Origin of the sequence: Pedobacter panaciterrae (assembly GCF_013204795.1) — a bacterium.
In the GTDB taxonomy this organism is placed as follows: domain Bacteria; phylum Bacteroidota; class Bacteroidia; order Sphingobacteriales; family Sphingobacteriaceae; genus Pedobacter; species Pedobacter panaciterrae.
In genome coordinates this window covers 209,141-233,930 of record NZ_JABMKW010000020.1, presented here as the reverse complement: position 1 = coordinate 233,930, position 24,790 = coordinate 209,141, and the positions used below count along the sequence as shown (strand labels likewise).

Sequence of the window (24,790 nt, the reverse complement as noted above, 5' to 3'; positions counted from 1 at the left end):
GATGTCACAAACACCAGCACATTTTAGAGATCAGGTATCCACGCTTACTGATGATGGCCTGAAACGAAAATGGATCTATCCGAAGATAATAAAAGGAAAACTGTACAAATACCGTTCTGTGGTTAGCTATTTTTTCCTTTTATTGCTGATTTGTGCTCCGTTTATAAAATTGAACGGTGAACAACTTGTGCTGTTAAACGTAATAGAAAGGAAGTTTGTTTTTCTTGGAATTGTATTCTGGCCTCAGGATTTTTACCTGTTTGCTTTTGCACTTCTGATTTTTATAGTATTCATTGTTTTGTTTACAGTAATATTCGGAAGGGTCTTTTGTGGATGGGCCTGCCCGCAGACCATATTTCTGGAAATGGTATTCAGAAAAATAGAAAACTGGATAGAAGGAGATCACAATCAGCAGAGAAAACTCGATGCAGCACCATTAACCTTCAGTAAGTTCCTTAAAAAGACGTCAAAGCATTTTCTTTTTTTCTGTATCTCATTTCTGATCTCAAATGTTTTTCTTGCTTATCTGATCGGATCCGGCAAACTGATCAGCATTGTGACTGAACCCGTAAAAGATCATCTCTCGGGATTTATTTCAATATGGTTATTCTCATTCGTATTTTATCTCGTGTTTTCCAGAATGAGGGAGCTGGTTTGCACAGTAGTATGCCCCTATGGCAGATTGCAAGGGGTTTTGCTGGATAACCAGAGTATTATTGTTGCCTATGACTATGAGCGTGGTGAACCCAGAAAAAAAATAAATAAGGGACAGGATACTCCATCTGGAGATTGCATTGATTGCAAATTATGTGTTCAGGTTTGCCCTACCGGCATAGATATCAGGAACGGTACTCAGTTGGAGTGCGTTAACTGCACCGCATGCATAGATGCCTGCGATATGGTTATGACGAAAATCAACAGGCCTTTAAGACTAATTGGCTTTAAATCTGAGAGTGAGATCAAGCAAAAAACCACCTTTAAGATCAGCAAAAAAATATACGCATACAGTGCTGTACTGACAGTCCTTATAATTGTTCTGTCCTTTATGATCATAAGACGATCAGATGTGCAGACAACCATTTTGCGCGCAAGCGGAACATTATACCAGCTCAGGGACAAAGACCAGACTGTAAGCAATCTGTACACTGCAGAAATGGTGAACAAAACGGATAAAATTGTGGAATTTGAAATAATACCCGATGATGAGCATGCACGCATTCAGTATATCCAAAAACCCGATGCTATTGCATATGGAGGCAGTACCAAAGCAACTTTTTTTGTAATCCTGCCTCAAAGCACAATCAGAAAATATAAAACCAAGATCAGTTTCAAACTGCAATCTGAAAAGAAAGTGGTAGATCGGTTTGAAACTACCTTTATAGCACCTGCAAACAATTAAGAATATGAATTGGGGAACGAAATTAATTATTGGAATGTTGTCATTTATGGCCTTTATTGTAATTCTGGCTGTACTAATGATGCGTAGTGAAAATGACGCTTTGGTGGACAACGATTATTATGAAAAAGGATTAAGGTACAATGACCAATACCGGCAAAAAGAGCAGGTAATAAAAGATAATGCATCACCTGATATAGAATTCTCAGGTGACAATTTAATAATAACGTTTAAGACACAAGCTGCTGGCACCTTAAAAATAATGCGTACAGCAAAAAAAAGCATGGACAAGATGATGAATTTTAAGACTGACAGTGCCGCCAGTGTGATGCTGAGATCTACAGACCTGGCAAAAGGACATTGGAAGTTTATCATACAATGGAAGGCGGAAAACGGAAAAACATATTTAAGTGAGCAGGAGGTCTTAATGCCATGAGTAATGAAAGGCTTGCATTTTTTATCGGATTATTAGGCTCTCTCCATTGCATTGGAATGTGTGGGCCATTAGCTTTTGCAGTGCCATTAAGGCATCCAGGATGGGCATATTTGGTGTGGAATAAATTAATTTATCAATTAGGCCGTTTAATTTCCTATTGCTTTCTGGGTGCATTGGTCGGTTTAGTTGGAAAGCAAATATGGCAGGCAGGTATCCAGCAAAGCATTAGTGTGCTCACCGGAGTACTAATCCTATTAGCCGCATGTTCCAGATTGTTTAAAATTTCTTTTCTTAAACAAACCCCTTTAAAAATATTAAACCCATTCAACAAGCTATTCAATTATGCCTTTAAACATAAATTAAATCACCTGATCATTGGAATGATAAATGGCCTGTTGCCTTGCGGATTCGTTTATCTTGCATTAGCTGGAGCATTAAATACGGAGAGCATTCAGCAAGGTATCATTTATATGTTTTGGTTTGGAGTAGGAACAATACCATTAATGCTGGGTGCGGCAATTATTGTCGGTTTTTCTGGTTTCACTTTCAGAAGGTCGCTCAATAAAGTTGTTCCTTATGCAATGCTAATTCTGGGTTTCTGGTTTTTATTAAGGGGACTGGAATTAAACATCCCCTATTTAAGTCCACAAAAACCAAATTCCAGTGCAGCAGAATGCAGATAAAACGATATTAATCTGCTAGGCTAAACAATTGAGTGCTGGGCTGGCTTGCCCAAAGTCTGGCATCAAAGGCCATACATATATTCCTTAAAAATCTTTTTCCGTACGGGGTAATCCGGACGTCATGATCTGAAAGCATTACCAAGCCATCCTGGGCCAGCCATTTCATTCTTTTAATTCCTTCGTCTACTTTCTCATGCATTTCTTCTGGTTTTTTCCAGGATGTATACCCTCTACACATCAAATTCAAAATATGCTTTCGGATTACAAGATCGGTATCATTTAAAATGTGGCCTTTTGTAACTGGCAATTCTCCTTTACTAACAACACTCATATATTCTTCAACATTCTTTATATTTTGGGCAAAGGCCGTCCAGCAATCGCTTATAGATGAAACCCCTAATCCAATTAAGACTGTACTGAATTGTTCCGTATAGCCCATAAAATTCCTGTGTAACTGGCCATTCAGCTGGGCATGGTATAAACTATCGGTTTTGAGTGCAAAATGATCCATACCTATCTCCGAATAACCGCCGGCAATCAGCTTAGCTCTTCCCAGCTCATATAAACTCCTTTTCATTTCTGCCGATGGTAACTCTTCTTCTGTATATTTGCGCTGCCCGGGTTTTATCCATGGAACATGAGCATAACTGTAAAATGCAATTCTATCTGGTTTTAACCTTAATACAGATTGTATTGTTTTGCCCAGACCCGTTAAGGTTTGAAGCGGAAGTCCATAAATCAAGTCATAATTAATGGACTGATAGCCTATCTGTCGTGCTTTCCTTGTTACCCTTTCAACTGATCGGTAAGACTGAATTCTGTTGATTACAACCTGTACTTTTTTATCAAAATCCTGAATACCCAGACTTATCCGTCTGAACCCCAGTCTATATAAAAGGATCAGATGTTCATCGGTGGTATTGTTTGGATGACCTTCAATGCTAAACACAGCATCTTCATGTAAATCTGAGGGATTTACAAGGCCATCAATTAACAATTCCAGATGCTCAGGACTAAAAAAAGTTGGTGTTCCCCCACCCAGATGTATCTCCTTAATTATCGGCTTTATGCCAAGATGGCTGCGATATATTTCCCATTCTTTTAATACAGCATTAATGTAAGGAATTTCTACACCGTGATTTTTGGTAATCCTGGTATTACATCCACAATAGGTACACAGGCTTTCGCAGTAAGGTAAGTGTACGTATAAACTTAAACCTTCGGTACTATTGCGAACCGTAGTAATGAGGTTGTTAATCCATTTATTTTTATCAAAACGCTGCGCATCCCAAAATGGCACAGTGGGATAGCTGGTATATCTTGGTGCAGCAACACGGTATTTGTCGATGGTCAAGCTGCTATTTATCATCCCTGTCAGATTTTATGTTAACTTCTTTATGATGCTGATCACAAGATCTGGAACATATGCAGGCCTCTCCCAAGCATTTACGACCTTCCCACTTATCCAAATTGTTGATGGTTTGTGATGCAAGTGCCATTGGAAGTTCATTTTCGGGAATACCACTTAGCGCCCAGGGCGGAACGCTGGCAATTTTAATATTGTGACTAGAAGCCTCCTTGTGATCTATATGTGAACTATCTATTGATCTGGTTGCAATATATTTAATACCTAGATCAGCTAGCTTATGGATTACATTGGCTGAAACATCATCATCAGTAAACACAACAACGGCGTCCTTACCCTCTGCATAAAACACCGTTTCTGCACACAATGAATTGGATATCAGTGTAATTTCGTGTTTCTTGCGGTTGGCTATCGCCAATGGCTCTTTTTCAGTTGACTTAATACTATACGCTACAACTCTCATTCTATTGATTTTATCTATCAAAATTAAGTCGTAGCTTACTGGCAAAGAATGAGGTTAATCACATCAAATTAGTGATCTTCGTCAGTTTTTCATGGTCTGTAATTTCAAATGATCAAGAATCAAGATCTGACTCCCCTTTCGCTCAATCAAGCCCTCATCTTTAAAATCGCTTAAAATTCTGCTCACAGTTTCCGTCGCCATTCCTGCCATTGAAGCCAAATTATCCCTAGACATACTTAATGTCACAGTATCAACTACCGTTTCTTTATTAGAACTTAACCTGATCAGAACTTCTGCCATCCGTTTTCTTACTGAATGATAGGCCAGCTGAAGCAGCTGCTGTTCCTTATCTAATATATTATTGGCTAAGAGTCTGATAAACTGAGATGCAACTGCAGGGTATTTATTTAGCAAGGGTTCCAGAAATCCCTTTGGAAGAAGACACAGGGAGGTATCTTCTATAGCCTCACTTGTTTCCCGGTAGTTCTCATTCGCTAACAAAGCGGCAACGCCAAAATACTCATCTGCGCCATGTATTCCGGTTAATAATTCCCTACCGTCATCAGCAACTTTAAAAGTTTTTATGCTTCCGGAAATTACAAGATAAATACCATTTACTGGATCTCCGTCATAGTAAACAACCTGTTTCTTTTTGATTTGTCTCACCTTTCGCTCAGCAATTAACTTTGAAAGTTCCTCGAGTCCTCTATTACCACTCAAAAGATTATCTAATTTATCAAGCGATTGACTGTATAATTGCTTTTGCAAGTCTCTCTTCTTAATCCGGCTCTCTATGGCATTTAAAAGTTCTACATCATCAAATGGTTTGGTCAAATAATCATCCGCCCCCATTTCCATCCCCTTTCTTATATCAATCCGCTCGGTCTTGGCGGTTAAAAAGATGAAAGGTATAGCAGATGTTTCAGGTGCCTTACTCAACAGATACAATACGCCATACCCGTCAAGTTCGGGCATCATAATATCACATAATATCACATCAGGTAAATATTTTATGGCAAGTTCTATCCCCTGCTTGCCATTTTCTGCCTGGAACACTTCATAATTCCCAAGCATTAAAATTTCAGAAGTGCTTTCTCTTATATCGTTGTTGTCTTCGATAATAAGTATCCTTGTTTTTTCCCTCATCTCTATTTATTGAATGATAATGTGAACTTAGTTCCCTTATTAAGCGTACTGGTGAAACCTACGGTCCCCTTCATTAACGTTGCATACCTCAATACAATGTTTAAGCCCAAACCCGTACCCGGAATATTCCCTGTATTATTCGCTCTGAAAAATGGCTGAAAAAGATCTCTTTGATCTGACTCAGGAATTCCAATACCGTTATCATTAATTGTCACGATGCATGCATTATCGGTAATTTCGGTATTAAACTCAATAAAAGTATGTTCACCGGAGTACTTAATCGCATTGGATATCAGGTTTATCATGCAGTTCTTAAGCAAGTTTTGATCAAGATAAACTACACTATCCACACCGGTATGCTGATAAATTATATTTTGCTCTTCTTTAGCTATCATTTGCATCTCTTCGGTTATTTCTTCAGCTAACTTAACCAGGTCAAATGACTGGAAGGAAGGTTCTACATTACCTGCTTCAAGCCGTTCAAGAGAAAGAAAATCATTCAAAATGGTCGTAAGATTACCTACGGCATTTTTTATCTTATTTACGTGTTTTCTAATATTTTCATTATCATATGGTACCGCATATTTTTCGATAAGAACCGAAGACAATTGTATGGAGCTCAAAGGAGTTCGGAATTCATGAGAGGCCATGGATACAAAACGGCTTTTCATTTGATTCAGTTCTTTCTCTTTCACCAGAGAAATACTCACCTCTTCTTTTGCAACTCTTAATGCCTGAACCAACTCTTTTAATGATCTTGTACGCTCATCAACAAGGTTTTCAAGCTCAGCTGCATATTCCTTTAACCGCTGTTCTGCTTCTTTTTCCTTTGACAGATCATGGATAAAACCAGTGTATATCGTTCGGTGGTCGTAACGCACTTCACTTACTGCCAAGCGAAAAGGAAAGGTTGTGCCATCTTTGCGCAATCCCCTGACTTCTCTGCCCTTGCCAATGATCCGCTTTTCACCGGTGCTTTGATAACGGTGAAGATACCCGTCATGGCCGCTTTTATCAGGCTCAGGCATTAGCATTGAGATGTTATTTCCAATAACTTCCTCAGCCGTATAACCAAAAAGCTTTAACGCAGCAGGATTAAGACTTTCTACTATACCTCTGTGGTCAATCGTTAGAATTCCATCAATTGCAGTCTCAATTATTGCCTTAAGCAGCTTAGCTCCGTCCATAGTTTTTCTTTACACAAATGTAATAAAAGCACGATCAGGCCTAACATAACCAAAATCATGGTAAATAGTGACCATCGTCATATTTTGCAATTGCTAATATAATTCTCTTTGCCAAATAAAACTTTATTTATGCAGCACACTTTCCACATTCCAGTACTTGGATTAGGTTATTCTATTGACACTCCACTAAAAGTCGCCAGATACGGTATATCATCGGTTGTATCTATTGTAGATGACGAACTTACTGAGCGGATGCGGAAATATCATGCTGACTTGAACGGTGAACCGTATGATTTTATAGCTAAAGATAGGCCTGATAGCCGTTCACTCAGGATAACTGAGTATTTAAATCTGCTGCATAGACTCGTAAATAAACAAATTACTGAGCTGAAGAAACATGACTTTGAAAGCCACAGTGAACTGAACAGCTATTTTGAGCTATTACCGGAAAATTCTGTATTAAAATCAAGATTCAGGCTGATGCAGGAGTTGCCTCAGGGTGATGAAAAGCAAAAACTTCAAAATGAACTAAAGGAGGGCATTATAGCAGGGAATATTGACGTAAACATCATGTCAAAAGTAGATAAGGCAAACTATCAGAATGGCGCTTATCTGGGCGACGAAAACACTGACGCTTTGGCTGCACTCCGCGGTTTCGCAAAAAGCACACTAAGCTCTTCTGTGATTGTATCGGCCGGTCTGAATCAAAGATTATACGCCTATATGGAAACTTTTAGCGATTTCTTTCCTAACGCTGAAGGTCTGTTTACAAAACAAATAATATTGAAGGTAAGCGATTACCGTTCAGCAATCATTCAGGCTAAAGTACTTGCGAAAAAAGGACTCTGGGTCTCAGAGTTTCGCATAGAGTCTGGTTTGAATTGCGGAGGACATGCTTTTGCTACAGACGGATTACTTATGGGGCCAATACTTCATGAATTTAAAGAGAATCGAACAGAATTGTTCGCAGAGTTATTTGAGATATATCAGGATGTACTTAAGATAAAAGGAATAGACCATGATGAAAATTGGAAACCTCAGCAACGTGTTACCTATCAAGGGGGTATTGGAACTGCCCAGGAGCATCAATTTCTAATTAACTACTATAACCTGGATGCAGCTGGCTGGGGAAGTCCTTTTCTTTTGGTACCAGAAGCTACAAATGTAGATAAGCAAACCCTTGATGATATTGCAAATGCCTCAGAAAGCGACTTCTATCTGAGCAATGCTTCGCCACTGGGTGTTCCGTTTAACAATTTCCGGAAAAGTACGGCGGAAATCCAAAGAATTGAAAGAATCGCTAAAGGGCGTCCAGGAAGTCCCTGCACAAAAAAATATCTTTGCAGCAATGTTGAATTTACCGCAGAGCCTATATGTACGGCTTCAAGACAATATCAAAGACTTAAAATAGCGCAGCTAAAAATTTTAAACCTGCAACCAGAGGTCTTAAAGAAAAAACTCGATCTAATTACCGAAAAAACCTGCTTATGCGAAGGCCTCTGTTCATCCAATTACTTAAAATCAGATGTTCTTAGACAAAAAGAAAATAAGGCGGTAAGCATTTGCCCTGGCCCTAATATTGCATATTTCTCCAGACAATACAGTCTGGCAGAGATGATTGGACATATATACGGGCGAAATAATTTACTGAACGATATCAACAGACCAAATGTTTTTATCAAAGAACTTGGGCTTTATGTTGAGTACCTTAAAAAAGAGATGGAAAATTTCTTTTCCGATTTGAATTTGCAGCTCGATGATTACAGTGCGCAATTACAGGCATCAAATGCTAAGCGGACTAAATACTTTGCTAAATTTTGTAATCAATTAATGGAGGGAGTCGGCTACTACCATAAAATGTTAGGTATGTCCGATTTAAAATGCAAGCTTTGGGATGGTGATCAAGTTAAGAAACTTGATGATATCATTAATAAACTGGTGTTGCTAAAGATATAGGTAACAAAGTTACTTACAATATACCAAGCCCCTCGCTTATTTCATAAAGCGTGCTTAAACTAAAACAATAGGTTCCGCTTAACCACTTATTAATTACTGATTTATCTTTCCCCATTATCATTGCAAATTCTTCCACAGACATCTGGCGTAAGCTCAACACATTCTTAATGGCTTTGGCTAGCTTGATAGAACGGACCTGTTCTTTGTATTCTTCCAGGTCTATGCTTACTCTTAAGAAGCGAGACTTTGTATGTCTGCGGTGGTTTCTCATAGTTGTATTTTATACTTAAGCGTATCTCAGTTATGGTACCAAATAAAAAAACAACTATAAAACAGCCTTTTTTTCTATTTAAAAGGCGGAAGCTTAGTTTCTGCCAATTGCTTTTGTGAAGAGTTATGAGGCAAATGAACAACTATTTGCGAAAAAAATTACCATATGCAAACGGACAGTTATGCAGCTGGACTGCTGCCAGTTAAGATAAAATACAACTCAACTTCATTGCCTACAATACGTTGTTGCAATTGACTCCCATTTGCCTTCATGTACTCCCGGCATAGTTGCAACCCAAGACCAGTTCCAGATTCATTAGCGGTGCCAATTGTATGCATCTGGCGTTTATCATCTTCCCCGCTCTCTATGGCATTTTTTGCAGCAATTGGATTTAAAACCACATTATGAACGGCAACTCTCAATCCCTTAGCTTGCCGTACAAGGTTTATAGATATCTTATTGTCCTCAGGTGAAAATTTAACAGCATTATCAATTAAATTTCTTAAAACAAGTCTCACTTGATTCTCATCGGCATATACGGTACTTTCATCATTTGCATTAAGCTCTAAAGTAATATTCTTCGACAGTGCAATTGGTTCATATACCAACATTAAAACCTCAGAAAGCTTTTTGAGATCAAATTCTGTAAATTGCACACTTACCTGCTTCATTTGATCTTTTGCCCAAAATAATAGATTATCAAGTGTAAGCCTCATCTGGTCTATATTTTTTCGGTTTGCGTTAAGCAACATTTTCAGTTCCTCAAAATTCAACATTCCCATATCCTTCAGTGAAAATATGCTTATCAAGCTATTAAATGGAGTTCTTAAATCGTGAGCAATAATTGAAAACAACTTATCCTTCACCCTATTCGATGATTCAAGCTCAACTATAGTTTCACTTAATTTTATGGTCCGTTCTTCAACTACATATTCAAGCCTTTGATTCTGGGTTTGTACAAGCTGCATAAGACTTTCTCTCGCCTCGCGTTCGTTGTTAATCAATATGCTGTAGCGGTCTCCTAACGCGAATGCCAGCAATAGCATTTCGATGGTTGTAGCAATTGGGAAAATCTGAAAAGTATAATCCCTTAATTCCAGTACACCGAATAGGTTTAAGTTCACAAGAATCACACCTGTTACCCTAAAAAGCCATGCAATAATATAAAACTTAGCAGGCCTGTGTCCTTTTCTCAATGACATTATTCCTGCTATCGCTAAGCCTACTGAAATGAAAAGCGCAGTATATTGTATCATAGAGGCCGCTACGCTTTTATACCCCAATAAGCTTACAGTCATCAAGGCAAATCCAAAACCCATCATGATATAATAAACTGGTTTTATACGAGGAATTAATACTTGCAGATTCAGGAATTTCCATGAAAACAAGATGCCCGACATTGATGACAATGCCAAAAAGAAATGGGGATATTTATATATTGTTGTTCTGAAATCGTAACCAAACAAATAACCATAGCCTCTTAAATACAATACTAAATAAACAAAGCCAGCAAGAAGGTACAGCCCATAAAAGAGGTACATTTTTTCGTGCAAACTGATGTATAAGAAAATATTAAACAGAAATAATGTTATCAGTACCCCAATGTAAATTGATTCGATGTGTTCTTTAAAAGAAGAACCTGCGATGTAAGCCTCATGTGTTGCAAGTTTAATAGGCACCAGCATAAAATTATTTGTTTTAACCCGAAGATAGACTTCGTTTAAATCTTCAGCACCGGCTGTTTCGGGTAAAGAAAATATATAATTATTATTCGCAATAACACCTTTAGTTTCCTTACTAAGGCTACCAGAATTTATTACCTGCAGGTTACCATTACTGCCAATGATATAACAATCGACAAACTCAAGATTTGGCACATCAACTACAAGAAAGCTCCCTGAACCAGTATTGTTTTGATAAACTATCTTTATCCAGAAGGCGGATTTACTGTTACCAAAATTAAGTATACTTTCTTTGGATGATTTAAATTTACCTGCCCGATACAGGTCTTTAACATCTTTAAAGTTAAGTTTGCCTGTTGCATCTTCAAGATAGACTAATTTCTTACCAATATTAGTATAATCCTGTTGGTCAAGTTTAATTACATATTCTGTCGCATTCGAAGATAATGAAAGGGATAATAACAGGATTACAGTAAAAAATCGCATGAAGGGTTGGTTATTAGCCGCTAAATTATTTCAACATTCAGATGTAAAGAGAAATTCAAGAAAAAAGAAACAGTTAACAACTGTTAATTTTGCGACTTAAGTCCAGATATACCGGTTACTGGCTCTTCTTCTTTATTTTTCCCCTTTTTTCCCTTCTTTTTCTTATTGTCTCCGTTTAAACGCTCCTCTTGTAACTTATCAAATTCAGCTATCTGATCCCCTTTTAAAATATTTTTAATATTATCATTTGTTTCATTTTGAAACTTATAAAATCTGGTTACATCTTCTTCCTTAGATGAGCCCGCCTGTTGCTTTTTCACAAGTTCCAGTTGCTGGCGATACATGTCAAATACGTAATTATATATCACACTTTTCTGAGTTGGACTCAGTTCTAACCTTTCATTCAGCTCATCTATATTTTTAACAGTCAATTCTTGAGCAGTTGGAATCTTTTTTTGTGCGTTTGCGAATGTATTAACACCTAGGCAAAACAATATTATTAAAATGTATGTTTTCATTTTTGGATTTCTAATGGTGCAATTTAAAATTTTTTTATCAAAATAACGTTTGCACTCATACCTAATATATTATATTAATTATGCGCTACCTGTTTACTTTCATTCTTTCGCTTTATTTTGTTTCAAATATTTTCGGACAATCAAGCCCTGGTTTAAAAATTTCACATTTAACCGGCGACTTTTATATTTTCACATCCTACAATTCCTATAAGGGGACCATTACCCCGGCCAATGGCATGTATGTAGTGACCAATGACGGGGTGATGATGATTGATGCTCCCTGGGACACCTCTCAATTCCAACCCCTACTCGATAGCATAAAAGTTAAACATAATAAGACGGTTAAAATTGAGATTGCCACGCATTCACATGAGGATAGAGCTGGAGGGTTAGATTTTTTAAAGAATAGTGGTGCTAAAACCTTTACAACTGATCAAACTGACAAAATTTTAAAAGAAAGCAATAAGAAACGAGCAGAATTTACTTTTAAAAGAGATACAACAATATCGCTTGGTCAATACGAGCTTCAAACATACTATGCAGGAGAAGGTCATACCAAAGACAACATTGTCGTTTGGTTTGAAAAAGAAAAAGTACTTTATGGGGGCTGCCTGGTGAAAAGTACAGATGCAAAAGACTTAGGCAATACCCAGGAGGCCAATCTTACCCAATGGGTGAAAACAATAAATAAGATTAAGCAAAAGTTTCCCAATCCAAGCTTTGTAATCACTGGTCATCAGAACTGGGATCATGTGGATGCGTTGGATCACACCTTAAATTTACTAACTAATAGTATGCAATAGAAATAAAAAAAGCCCTTTATCAAGATAAAGAGCTTTTTCTTACCAATTTTTTATAGTCTTCCAGTAAGGCAATATATTTTTCCATCCAATAATAAACTGATCCCGGATGATCTGATTGAATGTCATTCTTAAGTACCGTAAGGTCTTCCTGGAAACCAAAGCCATTGAGTTCACCTTCAAAATCATGTGAGAAATCATAATTTATGACCTTTCCGATTTCGAAAATCACATCTGTATGAAGTTTCTTTTGTCGAAACCAATTATACAAGGTTCGCCTGTTTACATGTAAACGCCTGGATAACTCACTAATATTTACGTTTTGTCGTCGAACAGCTAGTTCAACAATCTCTCCGGCATTGTGTTCCATAACTTTAGTTAATTTAGTAATCCTTATATTAAACGTTAGGGACGTCTTAATGGTAGCGTATAGGGTTTTAAAAAATTAGAAGTTCTTAGGATTTGAGCATCAATAAAACAGTTAAGGGCATCTTATAAACAAAGATATTTAATAGAAAAAAAAACGTGAACCTACTGATTGTCATAAACTTACTTTTAATGTTCAATAATTTACAATGAAGCAACATAAATGATTACGCCACTCACTTCCTTATTTTCATTATGCCAAAGATTTACGATGCATTTAATCAAATGTCCATTATTGTAAAAGTCGTAGCTCCCTGCACAATTCTCTATCTTCCCGCTATCTATTTTGTTTTTTAGCGTTTCCAGGTCGGGGCTGGTTTCCGAAAATGCATCAAAAAAATTCAGGCCCACAGGATCCGCTTCAGGGAAACCAAATTCTCTCATCCATTGCGCCGATGCCAATAAGTAATTCATACTTAGATCAAACATTGCAACTGGTAAAGGAAATTGAGTGATCAGAATTTTATTTTTTTCATCAATATCTGCAACAAAAGTTCGTTTGCCTGTTTTTTCTTGTTTGCTGCTTTTGTACCGATTATAACATAATGTATAGTTTGCAGGATTTGAAAAACCAAGCATAAAGGCCATCTGTTTTTTACTGCAGCCTGTCCTGCTTATGTACTGTTCGGCAAATTCCATTTGCAAGCGTCTGAAATAAAGATAGGGGCTTGTTTGATAGGTGGTTTTAAAATCACGCATCAATTTAGAAACCGAAATATTGTGTAAAATCGAAAGGTGCTCAACCTTGGGAAAACCAGACAGAATGACTGTTCCAAGATAATCCGCAATCTGATGGCTCTTATTACTTGCTGTATCATGGCCCAGCATTGCTTCATGATTAATGTTAAATTGATCGCCCAGAAGTTTCTCATCCATCAATCCGGGTAAATTTTTATTATAAATGTTTGCAAAAAAACCGACTACATTTCCATTTTCAACATCAGGATAATAGATGATGGTTACCGAACATTTCTGTCCATTAATCAGCTTAATTTCTGAATTATACTTTTGGACCTGGCCATCCAGAACCTTATTCACGTATGGCAGGTGATGTTCATGATAGCTACCATTAAACAAAACTCTTAGGCTTATAATACCTAACAATTCTTCAGGAGTCTTGCCGCACCATTTAAAAAACTCCTTATTTGCAAAACGGCAGACTAAGTCCATGTCCCAATAGGACCACAAACTGATTCCTGCACAGGTTTGCATTATGGAGATTTCATTAAAACTTGATCCCATATAAATTCGCCTTTATTTTTTCGCATATTTCTAGGTAGATATACAGATATTAAAAGCAGCAATCTCAGCTCACGCCTGGTTCAACACTAACATCCATTAGATCTCCAGTTTCCACATTTACTACATCCATACTCTGATAAGTTGAATTTGCACTAACATATTCAGGAACGATCTCCTTCATTTTTCGAACAACCTCTTTATCATTGTTCGAGCAGTTCAATGCCAATAACTCGTCTATATTTCGTTGTACATATTCGTAGGGATAATAAATTACATTCGATATCTTAATTTTTTCATGATAAGTTGGAACAACCTTTTCAGTTTTATTCAACAGCTCTTCATACAATTTCTCACCTGGTCTTAGTCCGGTGAAGCAAATTTTTATATCGGTGTAAGGCATAAACCCAGCTAACTTGATCATATTTACAGCCAAGTTCAAAATTTTGATTGGCTCACCCATATCAAAAATAAATATCTCACCACCTTTACCCATTACTGATGCCTCCAGCACTAATTGTACTGCTTCAGGAATCGTCATAAAATATCTTGTTATGTTTGGATCGGTTACCGTAACAGGCCCTCCCATTTCAATTTGCGCCCTAAATCGTGGAACAACTGACCCGTTTGACCCCAGCACATTTCCAAACCGGGTAGTGATAAACCTTGTTCTATGAACCACATCAGTTTGATAATTTTGAAGCGACTGAATATAGATTTCTGCGATCCTCTTCGATGCCCCCATCACATTTGTTGGATTAACAGCTTTATCTGTAGATATCATTATGAATTTTTCTACATCATAATCAATTGCCAGATCAGCAAGATTTTTGGTGCCCATCACGTTAGTCAAAATGGCCTCCGACGGGTTATGCTCCATCATTGGCACATGTTTTAAAGCTGCTGCGTGGAATATTATTTCCGGCCTGTACGTCTCAAACAAGCTTTTAAGCCTTCCATAATTTTGGATATTTACGATAAACAATTCACAAACACTATCTTTAAAATTATCTTCTATTTCTAACTGCATTTCGTGAAGTGGTGTTTCTGCCTGATCACAAAGAATCAATAATTGTGGATTACACCTCAACACTTGACGAACAATCTCTGACCCTATGGAGCCTGCAGCACCGGTAATTAAAATCCTCTTGCCTTTAAGTTCAGCTTTAATATTTTCTCCTTCCATGTTAATAGGTTCGCGCTGTAAAAGGTCTTCAATTCTTAAATCAGGGAGTTGACTTAACCTCAGTTTGCCCTTTAACCAATAATTTGAAGCGGGTACTGAAATAACTCTTATTCCACATTCCATACACTTTTCTATTGCAAGTTTCCTTCCTTCAATGTTTATACAATCCTCCATTACAATCATCTTCTCCACTCCATATTTATTTTTCAAGTACTGAATAGAATGAGAACCGTATACTCTTTTTTGTTCTATGTGTTTATTCCTACGATCAGGATTATCATCAACAAAGCCCAATATTTCAAAATTATTTTCTGAAGATGCGTCTAACCCTTGCTTAATCAGTAAAGAAGATCTGTCAGCTCCATAGATCAGCAACACCTCTTTAGAAACAACTTCCAGATCTTGAAGGTAATGGAACAATTGTTTCACAGTTATCCTTAGTGCAATAAGCATCGAGGCAGAGATAAAAAAATTAATGATAAGCATAGGAACAAACCAATGATTATTGAATCCAAAATAAGAGGATAAAAACAGGTAAGCCACTATCTCAAATAGCAAACTAGCTAACAGCACAGCTTTAAAGACACGGAAAATATCGTCAACACTAGAGTATCGGATTATCCCGGTGTGTATTCTCATACTTACAAAAACCACCATTGTGATTATATTGTAAACGATCAGATAAAGGAAAAATTTGCTGTTAAACATTTCATTAAAACTCTCCTTTTGTATAATCATTAATGATGCAGCAAGAGCGATTGTTACAATGAACTGATCAATTAAAAGGATCAGCCACCTGGAGTACACTTTTTCGCAAAATAGAATTTTTTTCATGTCATTAAACGTTAAATAGATGAAGAGAGATTAAGCTTTGCTAGCTTGCAATCTATAAAGTGGGAAGAAATCAACATCAGAGTTGAGATCGATTTCATGTTGAGACAACATAGAGGTGTATACTTCCGGATTGGCGATGAACCGCCAGCTATGGTAATTGAAAGTGAGATTGGAAAAATTAGCTTTCCACCTGAACAAAGAATCTTCTTTAAAGCCTAAGCCTCCGCCCAGATTGTAATATTTCACACCAAGCCGTCGCCCAACAATCGTAATTTCTTCTGTTAACAATTTGGCAGGAGAATCCATCAGGTATTCTTTTCTGGTCCCCAATAAATGTGCCTGCATGATCCCGTTTGTGATGACCACTATTGCACCACATATCGGGTAATCATTTTGATCATACACGAAGAATAACTTTGCATCGTATTCTTCTGAATCAAGCAAGCGCCTAAAATATTCTTCATCAAAATAATAGGCGTTTGAGGCATCTACCCTGAGCATGTTTAAAGTGTAGATGGTACTAAAGGTTTTTACATCTTCTGTAGTACTGGCTTCCTTAACATAATACCCCTTTTTTCTCAAGGTCCTGATCTTTCTTAATACCCTTTCCTGGTAAGCGCTTCTCTGCTGCTCTATAGGAAGGCTTAGATCCAGCACCACTACTTTTCCATTGTCAACTACTCCTCCAAAATCCCTCATTAGTTCTGTCTGATCAAAGAACGGATGCAGTCGGGAAAATACGGTAACGATCTTTTCATTCTTTAAAAAGTCCAGAAAACTACTCCTGAAATTATATACAAAATCTGAAGGAAGCTTGTGAAAATCCTTATTTGAAATCGGACCGCTATAACCATATACCGAACTCATATCGTAGTATTCAGAATCCTGAATATCTCTTTTCAATAATGGGATAGCAATAAAATCACTGCCTTCTTCATATACAAACAGCATTGGGATTCCAGAGGTGTTATCCAATGAATGATAGGTCCATGAATGATAAAAATCATATTTCAAAGCCCTTTTTACAAGCGCTTTCCACTCGGTTTCTTGTTCAAGTTTAACGATGTACTTCATGCCCGGTAAATTATTTTTAGTTATATAATCCTCTTTTATTACTTCCATTTTCAGATATTTATCACTACCTGGGATACCAACAAAACCTTGTTTGCTATATATTCTGATGGCTGCATTATGTTCTTTATTTACTTCAAGTATTACCTTTTTCAGGTTTAGGGTAGAGAAAGCATAATCAAGAATAAGTGCTGTTGCCTTTTCTCCGATCCCTTTGCCCCAGCAGCTTGAATCACCTATAAAAAGATGAAATTCGGCCTGTTGCGCTGAGATGTCAAGCAATTGCACATTCCCGATATATCTCTTGCTATCTGTTAAGCAGATGGCAAATCTTTTTTGGTCAGTTCGCTTTAAAACGCCCCTTAGCCAATCCCTCTCCACTTTTAATGTGATTTGTCCCGATGGGCTGAAAGGTGTATACTTCCATATCTCAGGATTATTTCGCCATTTATAGGATGTCATCGCATCCTCAAGCGCGAGGGGCCTTAAAAATATACTTTCGCTCATAATATTGTTTTTAATACATTCAGTATGCGTTTCATTTCAGAATGGGTATACCGATGATCTATTGGTATCGCGATAAGATGCGTTGTTAAATAATATTCATACATCTTTTTTGTAGTCCATTCCAGAACATTTGGCCAGTATGTAGCCACATAGATTCTTTTTTCAAATAGCTTGTTTCTAATTTCGGTAGAAGAGATTAGCAGTGGATAGATCATCGGTCCATTTACAGAAGACGCATCAAATGAATAGTCGTTATAACTCTCCAGAAAATCATGAAGGTACATGAAGTTCGAATTTCTTCTGTATTTACACGCTTTATAATCTATACCTGATAAAATCGACTGAGATAAAGAAGACATTTTACGTATTGGATTGTTGGAAAGGACAACATTATTTACAATAAAATCTTCGTACCCGCTTTCAATCCCCATGTCAATACTTTTTATCAGATGGGAAAATCTGTCTACCGAAACATCTTTCTCTAGCTTTAGTCTTACATCACTAGTGCATTGAAGATAGGCCCCATCTGGTACACCAAAGAACTTTCGGCAGGAATAAAAAGTATCCACGCCCTCCAATGGCTCAGAAAAAAAAGCCTGGGAATTATCTACTATCAGATTTTCGAAAAGCTTACTTAGCCTTATAACGGTATCCTGTTTTAGTCCAAAATAATTTGTGTACAGCAGACCGTCATCAGGACCTACCTCGAAATCGAGAACCGGATCCATATTTTCGTCAATAGTATAATATTGAAATTGAACACCCAGCTTCTTAAGTGGCTCCAACATCACCTCACAGGTATAATAAGGTATGTGAACCAATTTGTATCGCTTTACTTTGAGAATATATTCAAATGCATTCCTACCAGTATTTAATTTTATTAGCGAGGGATAAAATTCCTCACCTCTGGACAATTGTAATTCTAGATATCCTCCAATAGACTTCATTTTATTTGAATGTTGATTTTGCATTTTGAAAATAGGTTAACAATGGGATTGATGTATTTGGAATGATTCCAAAACGACTTAACTATTCCTGTCCCCTTTGGTACATTCTTTTATGAACTGGCTGATAATACTCATACAGATCCGTAGGCGTTCTTGCATTATAGCCTATAACTTGCCTGAGGTGGTCATTAAGTTCCTCACCGAACTCATAGCCTAATAATCTTGGATAATCCAGCTGTTGTTTCATAAACGGTTTTGTAAAGGCCATTGTAAGGGTCCTTCTTGGCTTGTCTGTATAATTTTTACCTGCAGCATGCCATAGGTTAGCGTCAAATAAAATAATGCTGCCTTTTCCTGCTACTGCTCTGTCCGCATAGTCATAAAAATATTGGTCGTCAGGCTTTTTATCATGCTTATGCGATCCGGTAAGCATGTATGTTGCGCCATTTTCTACAGTAAAATCATCAAGAATAACCATCATTTGAATCATTAGCTTAAATGATCCTGTAAAAGTTCTAACATCCCGATGAACATTCTGAACATACGGTTGTGCGTTTCTTACATTAATTACCGCTCCTAATGAATTCAAAATGTAATTGCCTTTTAAGAAATGTATAATTTGCTCATGTGCATACTTTTGTTCTAAAAATTTTAATGTAAACAGCTCCTTCTCCACCAAGTGATGTAAGGTGCCATCCATATTTTGCGCAATGCCATTGGCCTGCTGTATCTTATGCCTTACTTCATAAGCCGGCAATAGGGAGTCATTGATTTCATCAAGTAATTCATTGCTTAACGCATTTTCATATACGATCCAGCCGTATTCGCTGATCACCTTATCAAATATTGTAATATCAGCTTCCGAATAATCAAATTTATTGTTCATAATAGTACGTTTTATTTGTTATGCTTTGGTTTGCCTATACGCAGGAAAAAATGTAGACTGCTGGGTGAGCCCTACACCTTTTTGATGTAAAAGCGCATTATAAGATTCCTGGTCGCTAACGTAACACCAGATCCAGTCGTTAATTCTTAAATTAGAAAAATGACTTTTAAACTTAAATAATGAGTCTTCCTTTCCTCCTACACCCCCACCTAAGTGGAATATCTTTTTCCCCAATCTTCTGCCAATCAGGCTAATTTCATCCGTCAGTAATTTACTGGGCGATACTTTCAGGTATTTTTCAGAAGTGGCAGACAAGTGGTTTCTGACTACATTTTCGGATATCAATATCAGGGCTCCGCAAATCATTTCAGTACCATCATAAATCAGCACAAGCTCATTTTCAAATTCACGGGTATTGAGCAATCCGGCAAAATATTTTTCATCGAAATAATAACTCTTGCTGGCTCCCAACCGATCCATATTCTTATGATACATTTCTGTAAATGCAGCTATTTCGCTAGGACCCGCTGCATTTTTAATGGTATATCCGGTTTCCCGAAGTTTCTTTATCTGCCTTTTCAGCCTCTTATCGTATCGTGATCTCTGCTCTTCAATACTTAATGATAAATCCATATAGATGGTGCTTCCGTTAGGAATAACGCCTCCAATATTTTCCAGCAAATAATGTTGATTAAGAAAAGGATACAATCGTGAAAAAACGCATATACACTGTTCGGACTTCAGAAAATGACCGAACTCTTCTTTAAAGCTTTCAATCGTTAGTTGCGGAATATCCTTAAAATCTACATTAGATATTGGCCCTGCGTATCCATATACTGAAGTCATATCATATTGAGATGACCCTGCGATATTTCTCTTTATTAGTGGAAATGCTATAAATAAATCTTCTTTCTCGTAAATAAAAAGAATGGGCTCTCCTTCCATATTTAAGGAGTGATAATACCAGGTGTGATATACTTCATAATTATGAGCCCGTTTAACATAAGCATCCCACTCCGCTTTTGCGCGGACAATTAAGCATTGATAAGACATGTATATTTTTTCTTTAAGGTGCGCTAGTGATCTGATTTTCCTAGGTAGTAGGATTATGCTCCTTCCAGAATATTAACCATAGTCTGGTTCACTTTGTTTACATCAAACTTTTCGCTTGCGTATTTTCTGCCATTTAGCCCGAATCTTGCAACATCATCTGTATGCCTTATATAGTACTCCATTTTAGAAGCCAATTGTTGAATATCTTTTATTGGAACCAAAAAACCATTGGCCTTTCTTAGAAGCGGGTTAATTGTTTCCCTGCATCCAACAGAATTACAGGTAATAACTGCCCTTCCCATTGCCATTCCCTCTAAAAGACACCGTGGAACTCCCTCTCCATAATAAGATGGTAGCACAATAACAGAAGATTGGTTAATGTATGGTCTTACATCATCAACCAGCCCAAAATATTGGATGGTTCCATCCGTTTTTATTCTTGAAAACAGATCCGCACTAATGGCATCAATGTTATCATCATAAGGCCCAATTAGTTTAAAAACAACATCAGGGAATTTTTCTTTGATCTGTTTTGCAGCATAGTAGTATTCCTTAATTCCTTTCGCGTTAATTAATCGCGAAATCATCAAAAAACTTATGTTATTTAAATCGGGGGGAGAGTACTCATAGTGAGACAAATCTACCCCCGAACCATTCACCACATGAGCTATATTCTTGTTTGTAATAATATTTGCACGAATCAGCGTATTATAATCATCCTTATTTTGAAAAATGATCTGCAATCTTTTACTTGCTCTCAGACTCAATTTTAACAAAATCCTTGTTATCTTTTGAACTACCGTTTTCCTTGAACCTACATTTAAAAAATTGTAGCCAAGCCCCGTCAGCATCGGTGTGATGTGATTTACTCTGCAAAACCTGGCAACAAAAGCGCCATAAATAACTGGTTTAAAAGTGTAGGGAAAAAACACATCGGGTTTAGTAGCTTTGATCAGCCTGCGCAATTCGAAGAGGTATTTAAGATCAGAGACTATTGATACATTACTCGGATTCAATCCATTTTCATATACCCTTACCCCCATTTCACTTAGCTTATTTTTAATCTCCTGATGTTCAATTTTAGGAGTAAAAATAATCACTTCGTGTTTTACAATTAATGCTTCTATCAATTTGCCTCGGAAATCCAGCAATGAACGTGGAGAATCGCATGAGATCAAGATTATCTTTCTTTCTTTTACCATGTTGATTTAAATTTATAGGTAAATATTTAAGGGCCTGTTTCAACTGAGTTGAAACAGGCCCTTAATACTGGAAACATCAGAAAATGATGTTATTAAATCAAAAACTATTATTGCTTAAAGGTTCAGGATTGCTCCGGCATTTGCCATCACAGTCGCAGGAACATCTGCTGCTGGAATAAGTTCTGACTTGTATTCATAGGTTGGTACCCATGATGATGCTGCTGTTGAAATTTTGTTTACACTACCTTTGTAAATATTAGTGCTTGCGCCACTAACAAATCCTGGTTTTGAATTAAAATCAGTATAAATCGCATAATGCTGGTTCTCAAAATAGTTATTATCTGTTCTAACTGTCGCACCCATAGTTACACCAATCCCGTATCCGCTACCATTTTGCAGATAGTTATTAAATACGTGCATGGTTCCAAATCTTGTACAAGGTTGTCTTTCAGAAACATTATAGAAATAATTCTTGTAGACAGTAACACGAAGTTTACCAATATCGTTAGTGTTTGCATCTCCAAAACCGATTAACATCGCGACATTATTGTCATGTAATCTATTGTACGATAAAGTAACATAATCTGCTCTGTTGCCAACGTCTAACAGACCATCATAATAGTCCCATCCGTGATTTCTATCAGATGATAGATCGCAATGATCTACCCACACGTGATGAGCACCTTCTTTAATAACTATATTTGAATAGGTTACCACATTTCTGATGGTCATGTTACGGATGATTACATTACTGGTTCCATAAACTAATAAACCAACACCTTCCAAACTCGAACCTTTCATACCAAGGATTGTTTTATTGGAACCTACGTTTAAATAGCCTGTACCAGTAATTCTTCCGGATACCTTAATAATCGTAGCTGTATTTGATGAAACAGCATTTTTTAAAGCAGAATAAGTTGTTACAGTTATGGTTTGGCCACCTGTACCACCTGTGGTTTTACCGTCAACCATAGCATAACCAATAATAGCACCGCTTGTTGCCGGAGGCGCTACAGGACTCGTTACCGGAGGTTGTACAACAGAACCACTGCTGCCATCTAAGGTATAAGTATACTTACGTCCATTGGTCCTTGGATCGCTATTATCCGAAGCAGATATATATACGCTGGTAAGCCAATGACAAAAGCGTCCTTTACCAATGTTCCTGATGTCTGCTGCGCTTGAATGCGCAGGACCAAGCTCTTTTCCATCCTCAAAGACCCTCATTGTTGATGCTTTGGGCTGGCTTTGTGAATCTCCTGACACTGGAAGCTCATAAACTCTGTAAGAGAAACCACCGTCACTTGCTACTCTAAATGTTTGTAATGATTTAATACCACTTGTGGTGCTCGTAGCTGCTACACCGGTATCAGTCTGCGTAAGTGGGTTTTCAGGGGTTGCCGCATCCGAGCCTTTTTTACATTTACTAAAAGTTAATACAACTAACAGTAATAGAAGGCTCATGGGCAGTCGATTTGATGTTTTGTTTTTTCTTTCCATTTGATTTTTTAAAAGTATACAATGGTAACGCGAAAAAGCGCGTCACTATACACTTCAAAAATTATGGAAAATCAATGATTTTACATAAAGAAAACCATTTTTCAGGCGCTAATCCAATTTAGCAAATCTCATCGATTTAATTATTATAATTAATAAATTATCATTCAGAAATTAGAATATCTTTTAGCTTAATCAAATATTACTTATTATTATATCAGGCATCAATTGATTAAAATATTTTCTAGATACAAATTTTAAATTAATTTAAAATAGTGATAAATTATTAATATCGACGTAGATATTAACTACAAAAAGCATGTTCAAACACATGAATAAATGTAATTTTTCCGTCACAAAAGAACCATCAGCCCTCAAACTCTAAATATACTTGGCCCAAAACTTAGAATTATCAATAATTTTTAGTATTGTTTTGTAGGAGAATTATCAATGATAAACAACACTTGCTAGATGCGTTTGTCCCTTTTTTGTTACCAAGTAAAAATCTTTATACCAATTCACAAAATTTCTTACCCCTTCAGATACTGAAACCTTCGGATCATATGCCAGCATTTTCTTCATTACCGATATATCTGCCCAGGTTTCTGCAACATCGCCATTTTGCATTGGCATATAATTTTTATCGGCAATTTCACCTATATTTTTCTCAATTTCAGTAATAAACTCTAACAGATCTACTGATTCTCCTCTTCCAATGTTAAATACCCTGTATGGAACATTGGAACTCGAAGGGTCAGGAACAGAAGCGTCCCATAAAACACTTTTTTTTGCGGGATGATCAATAACACGAACAATTCCATCCACAATATCATCTATATAGGTAAAGTCCCGTTTCATTTTCCCATTGTTAAAGATATCTATCTGCTTGTGTTCCAGAATTGCTTTTGTGAAAAGAAATGGAGCCATATCAGGTCTTCCCCAAGGGCCATATACGGTAAAAAAGCGTAGCCCCGTTGTTGGGAGTTTAAATAAATGGCTGTAAGTATGGGCCATAAGTTCATTACTTTTTTTTGTAGCAGCATATATTGATACCGGATGATTTGCCTGATGACTTGGAGAAAACGGCATTCTTTTATTTAAACCATAAACGCTTGATGAACTTGCATAGACAAAATGTTTGATATTGTGTGTACGACAGCACTCTAAAATATTTAGGAAACCGGTGATATTTGAATCAATATATGCTCTGGGGTTCGTTAAACTATACCTTACTCCGGCTTGCGCGGCTAAATTACATACCGCATCAAAATGACATCCTTTAAAAAGTTTCTTCATCTTGCCATGATCTGTGAGATCTAGTTTAACAAACTGATAATTGGGATATTTACAACTTCTTACAGCTTTTCCATATTCTAAGGATAAACCATCAATTCCTGTTTCTGAGAGCCTGCCATGTTTTAGATTTACATCATAGTAATCATTAATATTATCAATTCCGACTACCTCATCGCCTCTTTCCAACAAATATTTTGCCAGATGATACCCAATAAAACCGGCTGTACCGGTAACCAATACTTTCATAACGATCGCT

22 protein-coding genes are annotated in these 24,790 nt (G+C 37.0%); 5 read left to right on the top strand and 17 right to left on the bottom strand.

Translation table 11 applies throughout. The features are described from left to right. The first annotated feature begins 1 nt into the window (after position 1). The 3 genes from ccoG to HQN86_RS19790 are packed head-to-tail and all read left to right on the top strand — an operon-like array spanning position 2 to position 2,515. Positions 2 to 1,399: a cytochrome c oxidase accessory protein CcoG gene (ccoG, locus tag HQN86_RS19800; RefSeq protein WP_172662625.1), complete on the top strand. Its 1,398-nt coding sequence runs from the start codon at positions 2 to 4 to the stop codon at positions 1,397 to 1,399. A 4-nt stretch (positions 1,400 to 1,403) separates the two neighbouring features. After that, positions 1,404 to 1,832: a FixH family protein gene (locus HQN86_RS19795; RefSeq protein WP_172662624.1), complete on the top strand. Its 429-nt coding sequence runs from the start codon at positions 1,404 to 1,406 to the stop codon at positions 1,830 to 1,832. After that, positions 1,829 to 2,515: a sulfite exporter TauE/SafE family protein gene (locus HQN86_RS19790; protein ID WP_172662623.1), complete on the top strand. Its 687-nt coding sequence runs from the start codon at positions 1,829 to 1,831 to the stop codon at positions 2,513 to 2,515. Before HQN86_RS19795 ends, HQN86_RS19790 begins: the two co-directional genes overlap by 4 nt. Before the next feature lie 7 nt (positions 2,516 to 2,522). Here HQN86_RS19790 and hemN read toward each other — a convergent pair whose 3' ends face one another. The 4 genes from hemN to HQN86_RS19770 all read right to left on the bottom strand — a co-directional run bounded on the left by hemN (position 2,523) and on the right by HQN86_RS19770 (position 6,677). Then, positions 2,523 to 3,884 (bottom strand): oxygen-independent coproporphyrinogen III oxidase, encoded by a 1,362-nt coding sequence (hemN, locus tag HQN86_RS19785; protein ID WP_172662622.1) that lies wholly within the window; start codon positions 3,882 to 3,884, stop codon positions 2,523 to 2,525. Continuing rightward, positions 3,874 to 4,344, bottom strand: a complete 471-nt coding sequence (locus tag HQN86_RS19780) for a Rossmann-fold NAD(P)-binding domain-containing protein (RefSeq protein ID WP_172662621.1) — start codon at positions 4,342 to 4,344, stop codon at positions 3,874 to 3,876. The genes hemN and HQN86_RS19780 overlap by 11 nt, the downstream gene beginning before the upstream one ends. Before the next feature lie 81 nt (positions 4,345 to 4,425). Then, the gene (locus tag HQN86_RS19775; protein ID WP_172662620.1) at positions 4,426 to 5,490 is read right to left on the bottom strand and encodes a response regulator; all 1,065 of its coding nucleotides are present in this window, start codon (positions 5,488 to 5,490) and stop codon (positions 4,426 to 4,428) included. A gap of 2 nt (positions 5,491 to 5,492) precedes the next feature. Next, the gene (locus HQN86_RS19770; protein WP_172662619.1) at positions 5,493 to 6,677 is read right to left on the bottom strand and encodes a PAS domain-containing sensor histidine kinase; all 1,185 of its coding nucleotides are present in this window, start codon (positions 6,675 to 6,677) and stop codon (positions 5,493 to 5,495) included. Between the two features lie 129 nt (positions 6,678 to 6,806). Between HQN86_RS19770 and HQN86_RS19765 the strand changes: the two genes are divergently transcribed. Then, entirely contained in the window at positions 6,807 to 8,633 is a 1,827-nt protein-coding gene (locus HQN86_RS19765) for a hypothetical protein (RefSeq protein ID WP_172662618.1), read from the top strand. Positions 8,634 to 8,646: 13 nt separating this feature from the next. On the opposite strand, the gene HQN86_RS19760 is transcribed toward HQN86_RS19765, so the two are convergent. The 3 genes from HQN86_RS19760 to HQN86_RS19750 form a co-directional block, all read right to left on the bottom strand. Further along, a complete protein-coding gene (locus HQN86_RS19760) occupies positions 8,647 to 8,904 on the bottom strand; it encodes a helix-turn-helix domain-containing protein (protein WP_172662617.1) in 258 nt (85 codons plus the stop codon). A 179-nt stretch (positions 8,905 to 9,083) separates the two neighbouring features. Further along, positions 9,084 to 11,072 (bottom strand): sensor histidine kinase, encoded by a 1,989-nt coding sequence (locus HQN86_RS19755; protein WP_172662616.1) that lies wholly within the window; start codon positions 11,070 to 11,072, stop codon positions 9,084 to 9,086. Positions 11,073 to 11,155: 83 nt separating this feature from the next. Further along, positions 11,156 to 11,590 carry a hypothetical protein gene (locus tag HQN86_RS19750; RefSeq protein WP_172662615.1) on the bottom strand — a complete coding sequence of 145 codons (435 nt, stop codon included), beginning with the start codon at positions 11,588 to 11,590 and terminating at the stop codon, positions 11,156 to 11,158. An 80-nt stretch (positions 11,591 to 11,670) separates the two neighbouring features. Between HQN86_RS19750 and bla the strand changes: the two genes are divergently transcribed. After that, a complete protein-coding gene (bla, locus tag HQN86_RS19745) occupies positions 11,671 to 12,393 on the top strand; it encodes a BlaB/IND/MUS family subclass B1 metallo-beta-lactamase (protein WP_172662614.1) in 723 nt (240 codons plus the stop codon). A gap of 19 nt (positions 12,394 to 12,412) precedes the next feature. Here bla and HQN86_RS19740 read toward each other — a convergent pair whose 3' ends face one another. The 10 genes from HQN86_RS19740 to HQN86_RS19690 all read right to left on the bottom strand — a co-directional run bounded on the left by HQN86_RS19740 (position 12,413) and on the right by HQN86_RS19690 (position 24,780). Next, on the bottom strand, positions 12,413 to 12,760 hold the full coding sequence (locus tag HQN86_RS19740) for a hypothetical protein (RefSeq protein WP_172662613.1): 348 nt from the start codon (positions 12,758 to 12,760) through the stop codon (positions 12,413 to 12,415). A gap of 200 nt (positions 12,761 to 12,960) precedes the next feature. Then, the gene (locus HQN86_RS19735) at positions 12,961 to 14,058 is read right to left on the bottom strand and encodes a helix-turn-helix domain-containing protein (RefSeq protein ID WP_172662612.1); all 1,098 of its coding nucleotides are present in this window, start codon (positions 14,056 to 14,058) and stop codon (positions 12,961 to 12,963) included. Positions 14,059 to 14,122: 64 nt separating this feature from the next. After that, the gene (locus tag HQN86_RS19730) at positions 14,123 to 16,075 is read right to left on the bottom strand and encodes a polysaccharide biosynthesis protein (RefSeq protein WP_172662611.1); all 1,953 of its coding nucleotides are present in this window, start codon (positions 16,073 to 16,075) and stop codon (positions 14,123 to 14,125) included. Between the two features lie 30 nt (positions 16,076 to 16,105). Next, positions 16,106 to 17,653 (bottom strand): GNAT family N-acetyltransferase, encoded by a 1,548-nt coding sequence (locus HQN86_RS19725; RefSeq protein WP_246269695.1) that lies wholly within the window; start codon positions 17,651 to 17,653, stop codon positions 16,106 to 16,108. After that, on the bottom strand, positions 17,650 to 18,624 hold the full coding sequence (locus tag HQN86_RS19715) for a hypothetical protein (RefSeq protein ID WP_172662610.1): 975 nt from the start codon (positions 18,622 to 18,624) through the stop codon (positions 17,650 to 17,652). The genes HQN86_RS19725 and HQN86_RS19715 overlap by 4 nt, the downstream gene beginning before the upstream one ends. Before the next feature lie 58 nt (positions 18,625 to 18,682). Continuing rightward, on the bottom strand, positions 18,683 to 19,486 hold the full coding sequence (locus HQN86_RS19710; protein WP_172662609.1) for a phytanoyl-CoA dioxygenase family protein: 804 nt from the start codon (positions 19,484 to 19,486) through the stop codon (positions 18,683 to 18,685). Positions 19,487 to 19,504: 18 nt separating this feature from the next. Further along, entirely contained in the window at positions 19,505 to 20,539 is a 1,035-nt protein-coding gene (locus HQN86_RS19705; protein ID WP_172662608.1) for a GNAT family N-acetyltransferase, read from the bottom strand. 53 nt (positions 20,540 to 20,592) lie between these two features. Then, a complete protein-coding gene (locus HQN86_RS19700) occupies positions 20,593 to 21,741 on the bottom strand; it encodes a glycosyltransferase family 4 protein (RefSeq protein ID WP_172662607.1) in 1,149 nt (382 codons plus the stop codon). A gap of 114 nt (positions 21,742 to 21,855) precedes the next feature. Then, a complete protein-coding gene (locus HQN86_RS19695; protein ID WP_172662606.1) occupies positions 21,856 to 23,205 on the bottom strand; it encodes a pectate lyase family protein in 1,350 nt (449 codons plus the stop codon). A gap of 480 nt (positions 23,206 to 23,685) precedes the next feature. Further along, on the bottom strand, positions 23,686 to 24,780 hold the full coding sequence (locus HQN86_RS19690; protein ID WP_172662605.1) for an NAD-dependent epimerase: 1,095 nt from the start codon (positions 24,778 to 24,780) through the stop codon (positions 23,686 to 23,688). Between the last annotated feature and the right edge of the window lie 10 nt (positions 24,781 to 24,790).

Excerpts from the sequence above, each read along its gene's own strand:
- HQN86_RS19735 (WP_172662612.1), bottom strand. The coding sequence starts at position 14,058 with ATGGGATCAAGTTTTAATGAAATCTCCATAATGCAAACCTGTGCAGGA.
- HQN86_RS19730 (WP_172662611.1), bottom strand. The coding sequence starts at position 16,075 with ATGAAAAAAATTCTATTTTGCGAAAAAGTGTACTCCAGGTGGCTGATC.
- HQN86_RS19690 (WP_172662605.1), bottom strand. The coding sequence starts at position 24,780 with ATGAAAGTATTGGTTACCGGTACAGCCGGTTTTATTGGGTATCATCTG.
- HQN86_RS19780 (WP_172662621.1), bottom strand. The coding sequence starts at position 4,344 with ATGAGAGTTGTAGCGTATAGTATTAAGTCAACTGAAAAAGAGCCATTG.
- HQN86_RS19710 (WP_172662609.1), bottom strand. The coding sequence starts at position 19,486 with ATGAACAATAAATTTGATTATTCGGAAGCTGATATTACAATATTTGAT.
- HQN86_RS19755 (WP_172662616.1), bottom strand. The coding sequence starts at position 11,072 with ATGCGATTTTTTACTGTAATCCTGTTATTATCCCTTTCATTATCTTCG.
- bla (WP_172662614.1), top strand. The coding sequence starts at position 11,671 with ATGCGCTACCTGTTTACTTTCATTCTTTCGCTTTATTTTGTTTCAAAT.
- HQN86_RS19765 (WP_172662618.1), top strand. The coding sequence starts at position 6,807 with ATGCAGCACACTTTCCACATTCCAGTACTTGGATTAGGTTATTCTATT.
- HQN86_RS19715 (WP_172662610.1), bottom strand. The coding sequence starts at position 18,624 with ATGCAAAATCAACATTCAAATAAAATGAAGTCTATTGGAGGATATCTA.
- HQN86_RS19705 (WP_172662608.1), bottom strand. The coding sequence starts at position 20,539 with ATGTCTTATCAATGCTTAATTGTCCGCGCAAAAGCGGAGTGGGATGCT.
- ccoG (WP_172662625.1), top strand. The coding sequence starts at position 2 with ATGTCACAAACACCAGCACATTTTAGAGATCAGGTATCCACGCTTACT.
- HQN86_RS19770 (WP_172662619.1), bottom strand. The coding sequence starts at position 6,677 with ATGGACGGAGCTAAGCTGCTTAAGGCAATAATTGAGACTGCAATTGAT.
- HQN86_RS19740 (WP_172662613.1), bottom strand. The coding sequence starts at position 12,760 with ATGGAACACAATGCCGGAGAGATTGTTGAACTAGCTGTTCGACGACAA.
- HQN86_RS19695 (WP_172662606.1), bottom strand. The coding sequence starts at position 23,205 with ATGAGCCTTCTATTACTGTTAGTTGTATTAACTTTTAGTAAATGTAAA.
- HQN86_RS19775 (WP_172662620.1), bottom strand. The coding sequence starts at position 5,490 with ATGAGGGAAAAAACAAGGATACTTATTATCGAAGACAACAACGATATA.
- HQN86_RS19725 (WP_246269695.1), bottom strand. The coding sequence starts at position 17,653 with ATGAGCGAAAGTATATTTTTAAGGCCCCTCGCGCTTGAGGATGCGATG.
- HQN86_RS19700 (WP_172662607.1), bottom strand. The coding sequence starts at position 21,741 with ATGGTAAAAGAAAGAAAGATAATCTTGATCTCATGCGATTCTCCACGT.
- HQN86_RS19790 (WP_172662623.1), top strand. The coding sequence starts at position 1,829 with ATGAGTAATGAAAGGCTTGCATTTTTTATCGGATTATTAGGCTCTCTC.
- HQN86_RS19760 (WP_172662617.1), bottom strand. The coding sequence starts at position 8,904 with ATGAGAAACCACCGCAGACATACAAAGTCTCGCTTCTTAAGAGTAAGC.
- HQN86_RS19795 (WP_172662624.1), top strand. The coding sequence starts at position 1,404 with ATGAATTGGGGAACGAAATTAATTATTGGAATGTTGTCATTTATGGCC.
- hemN (WP_172662622.1), bottom strand. The coding sequence starts at position 3,884 with ATGATAAATAGCAGCTTGACCATCGACAAATACCGTGTTGCTGCACCA.
- HQN86_RS19750 (WP_172662615.1), bottom strand. The coding sequence starts at position 11,590 with ATGAAAACATACATTTTAATAATATTGTTTTGCCTAGGTGTTAATACA.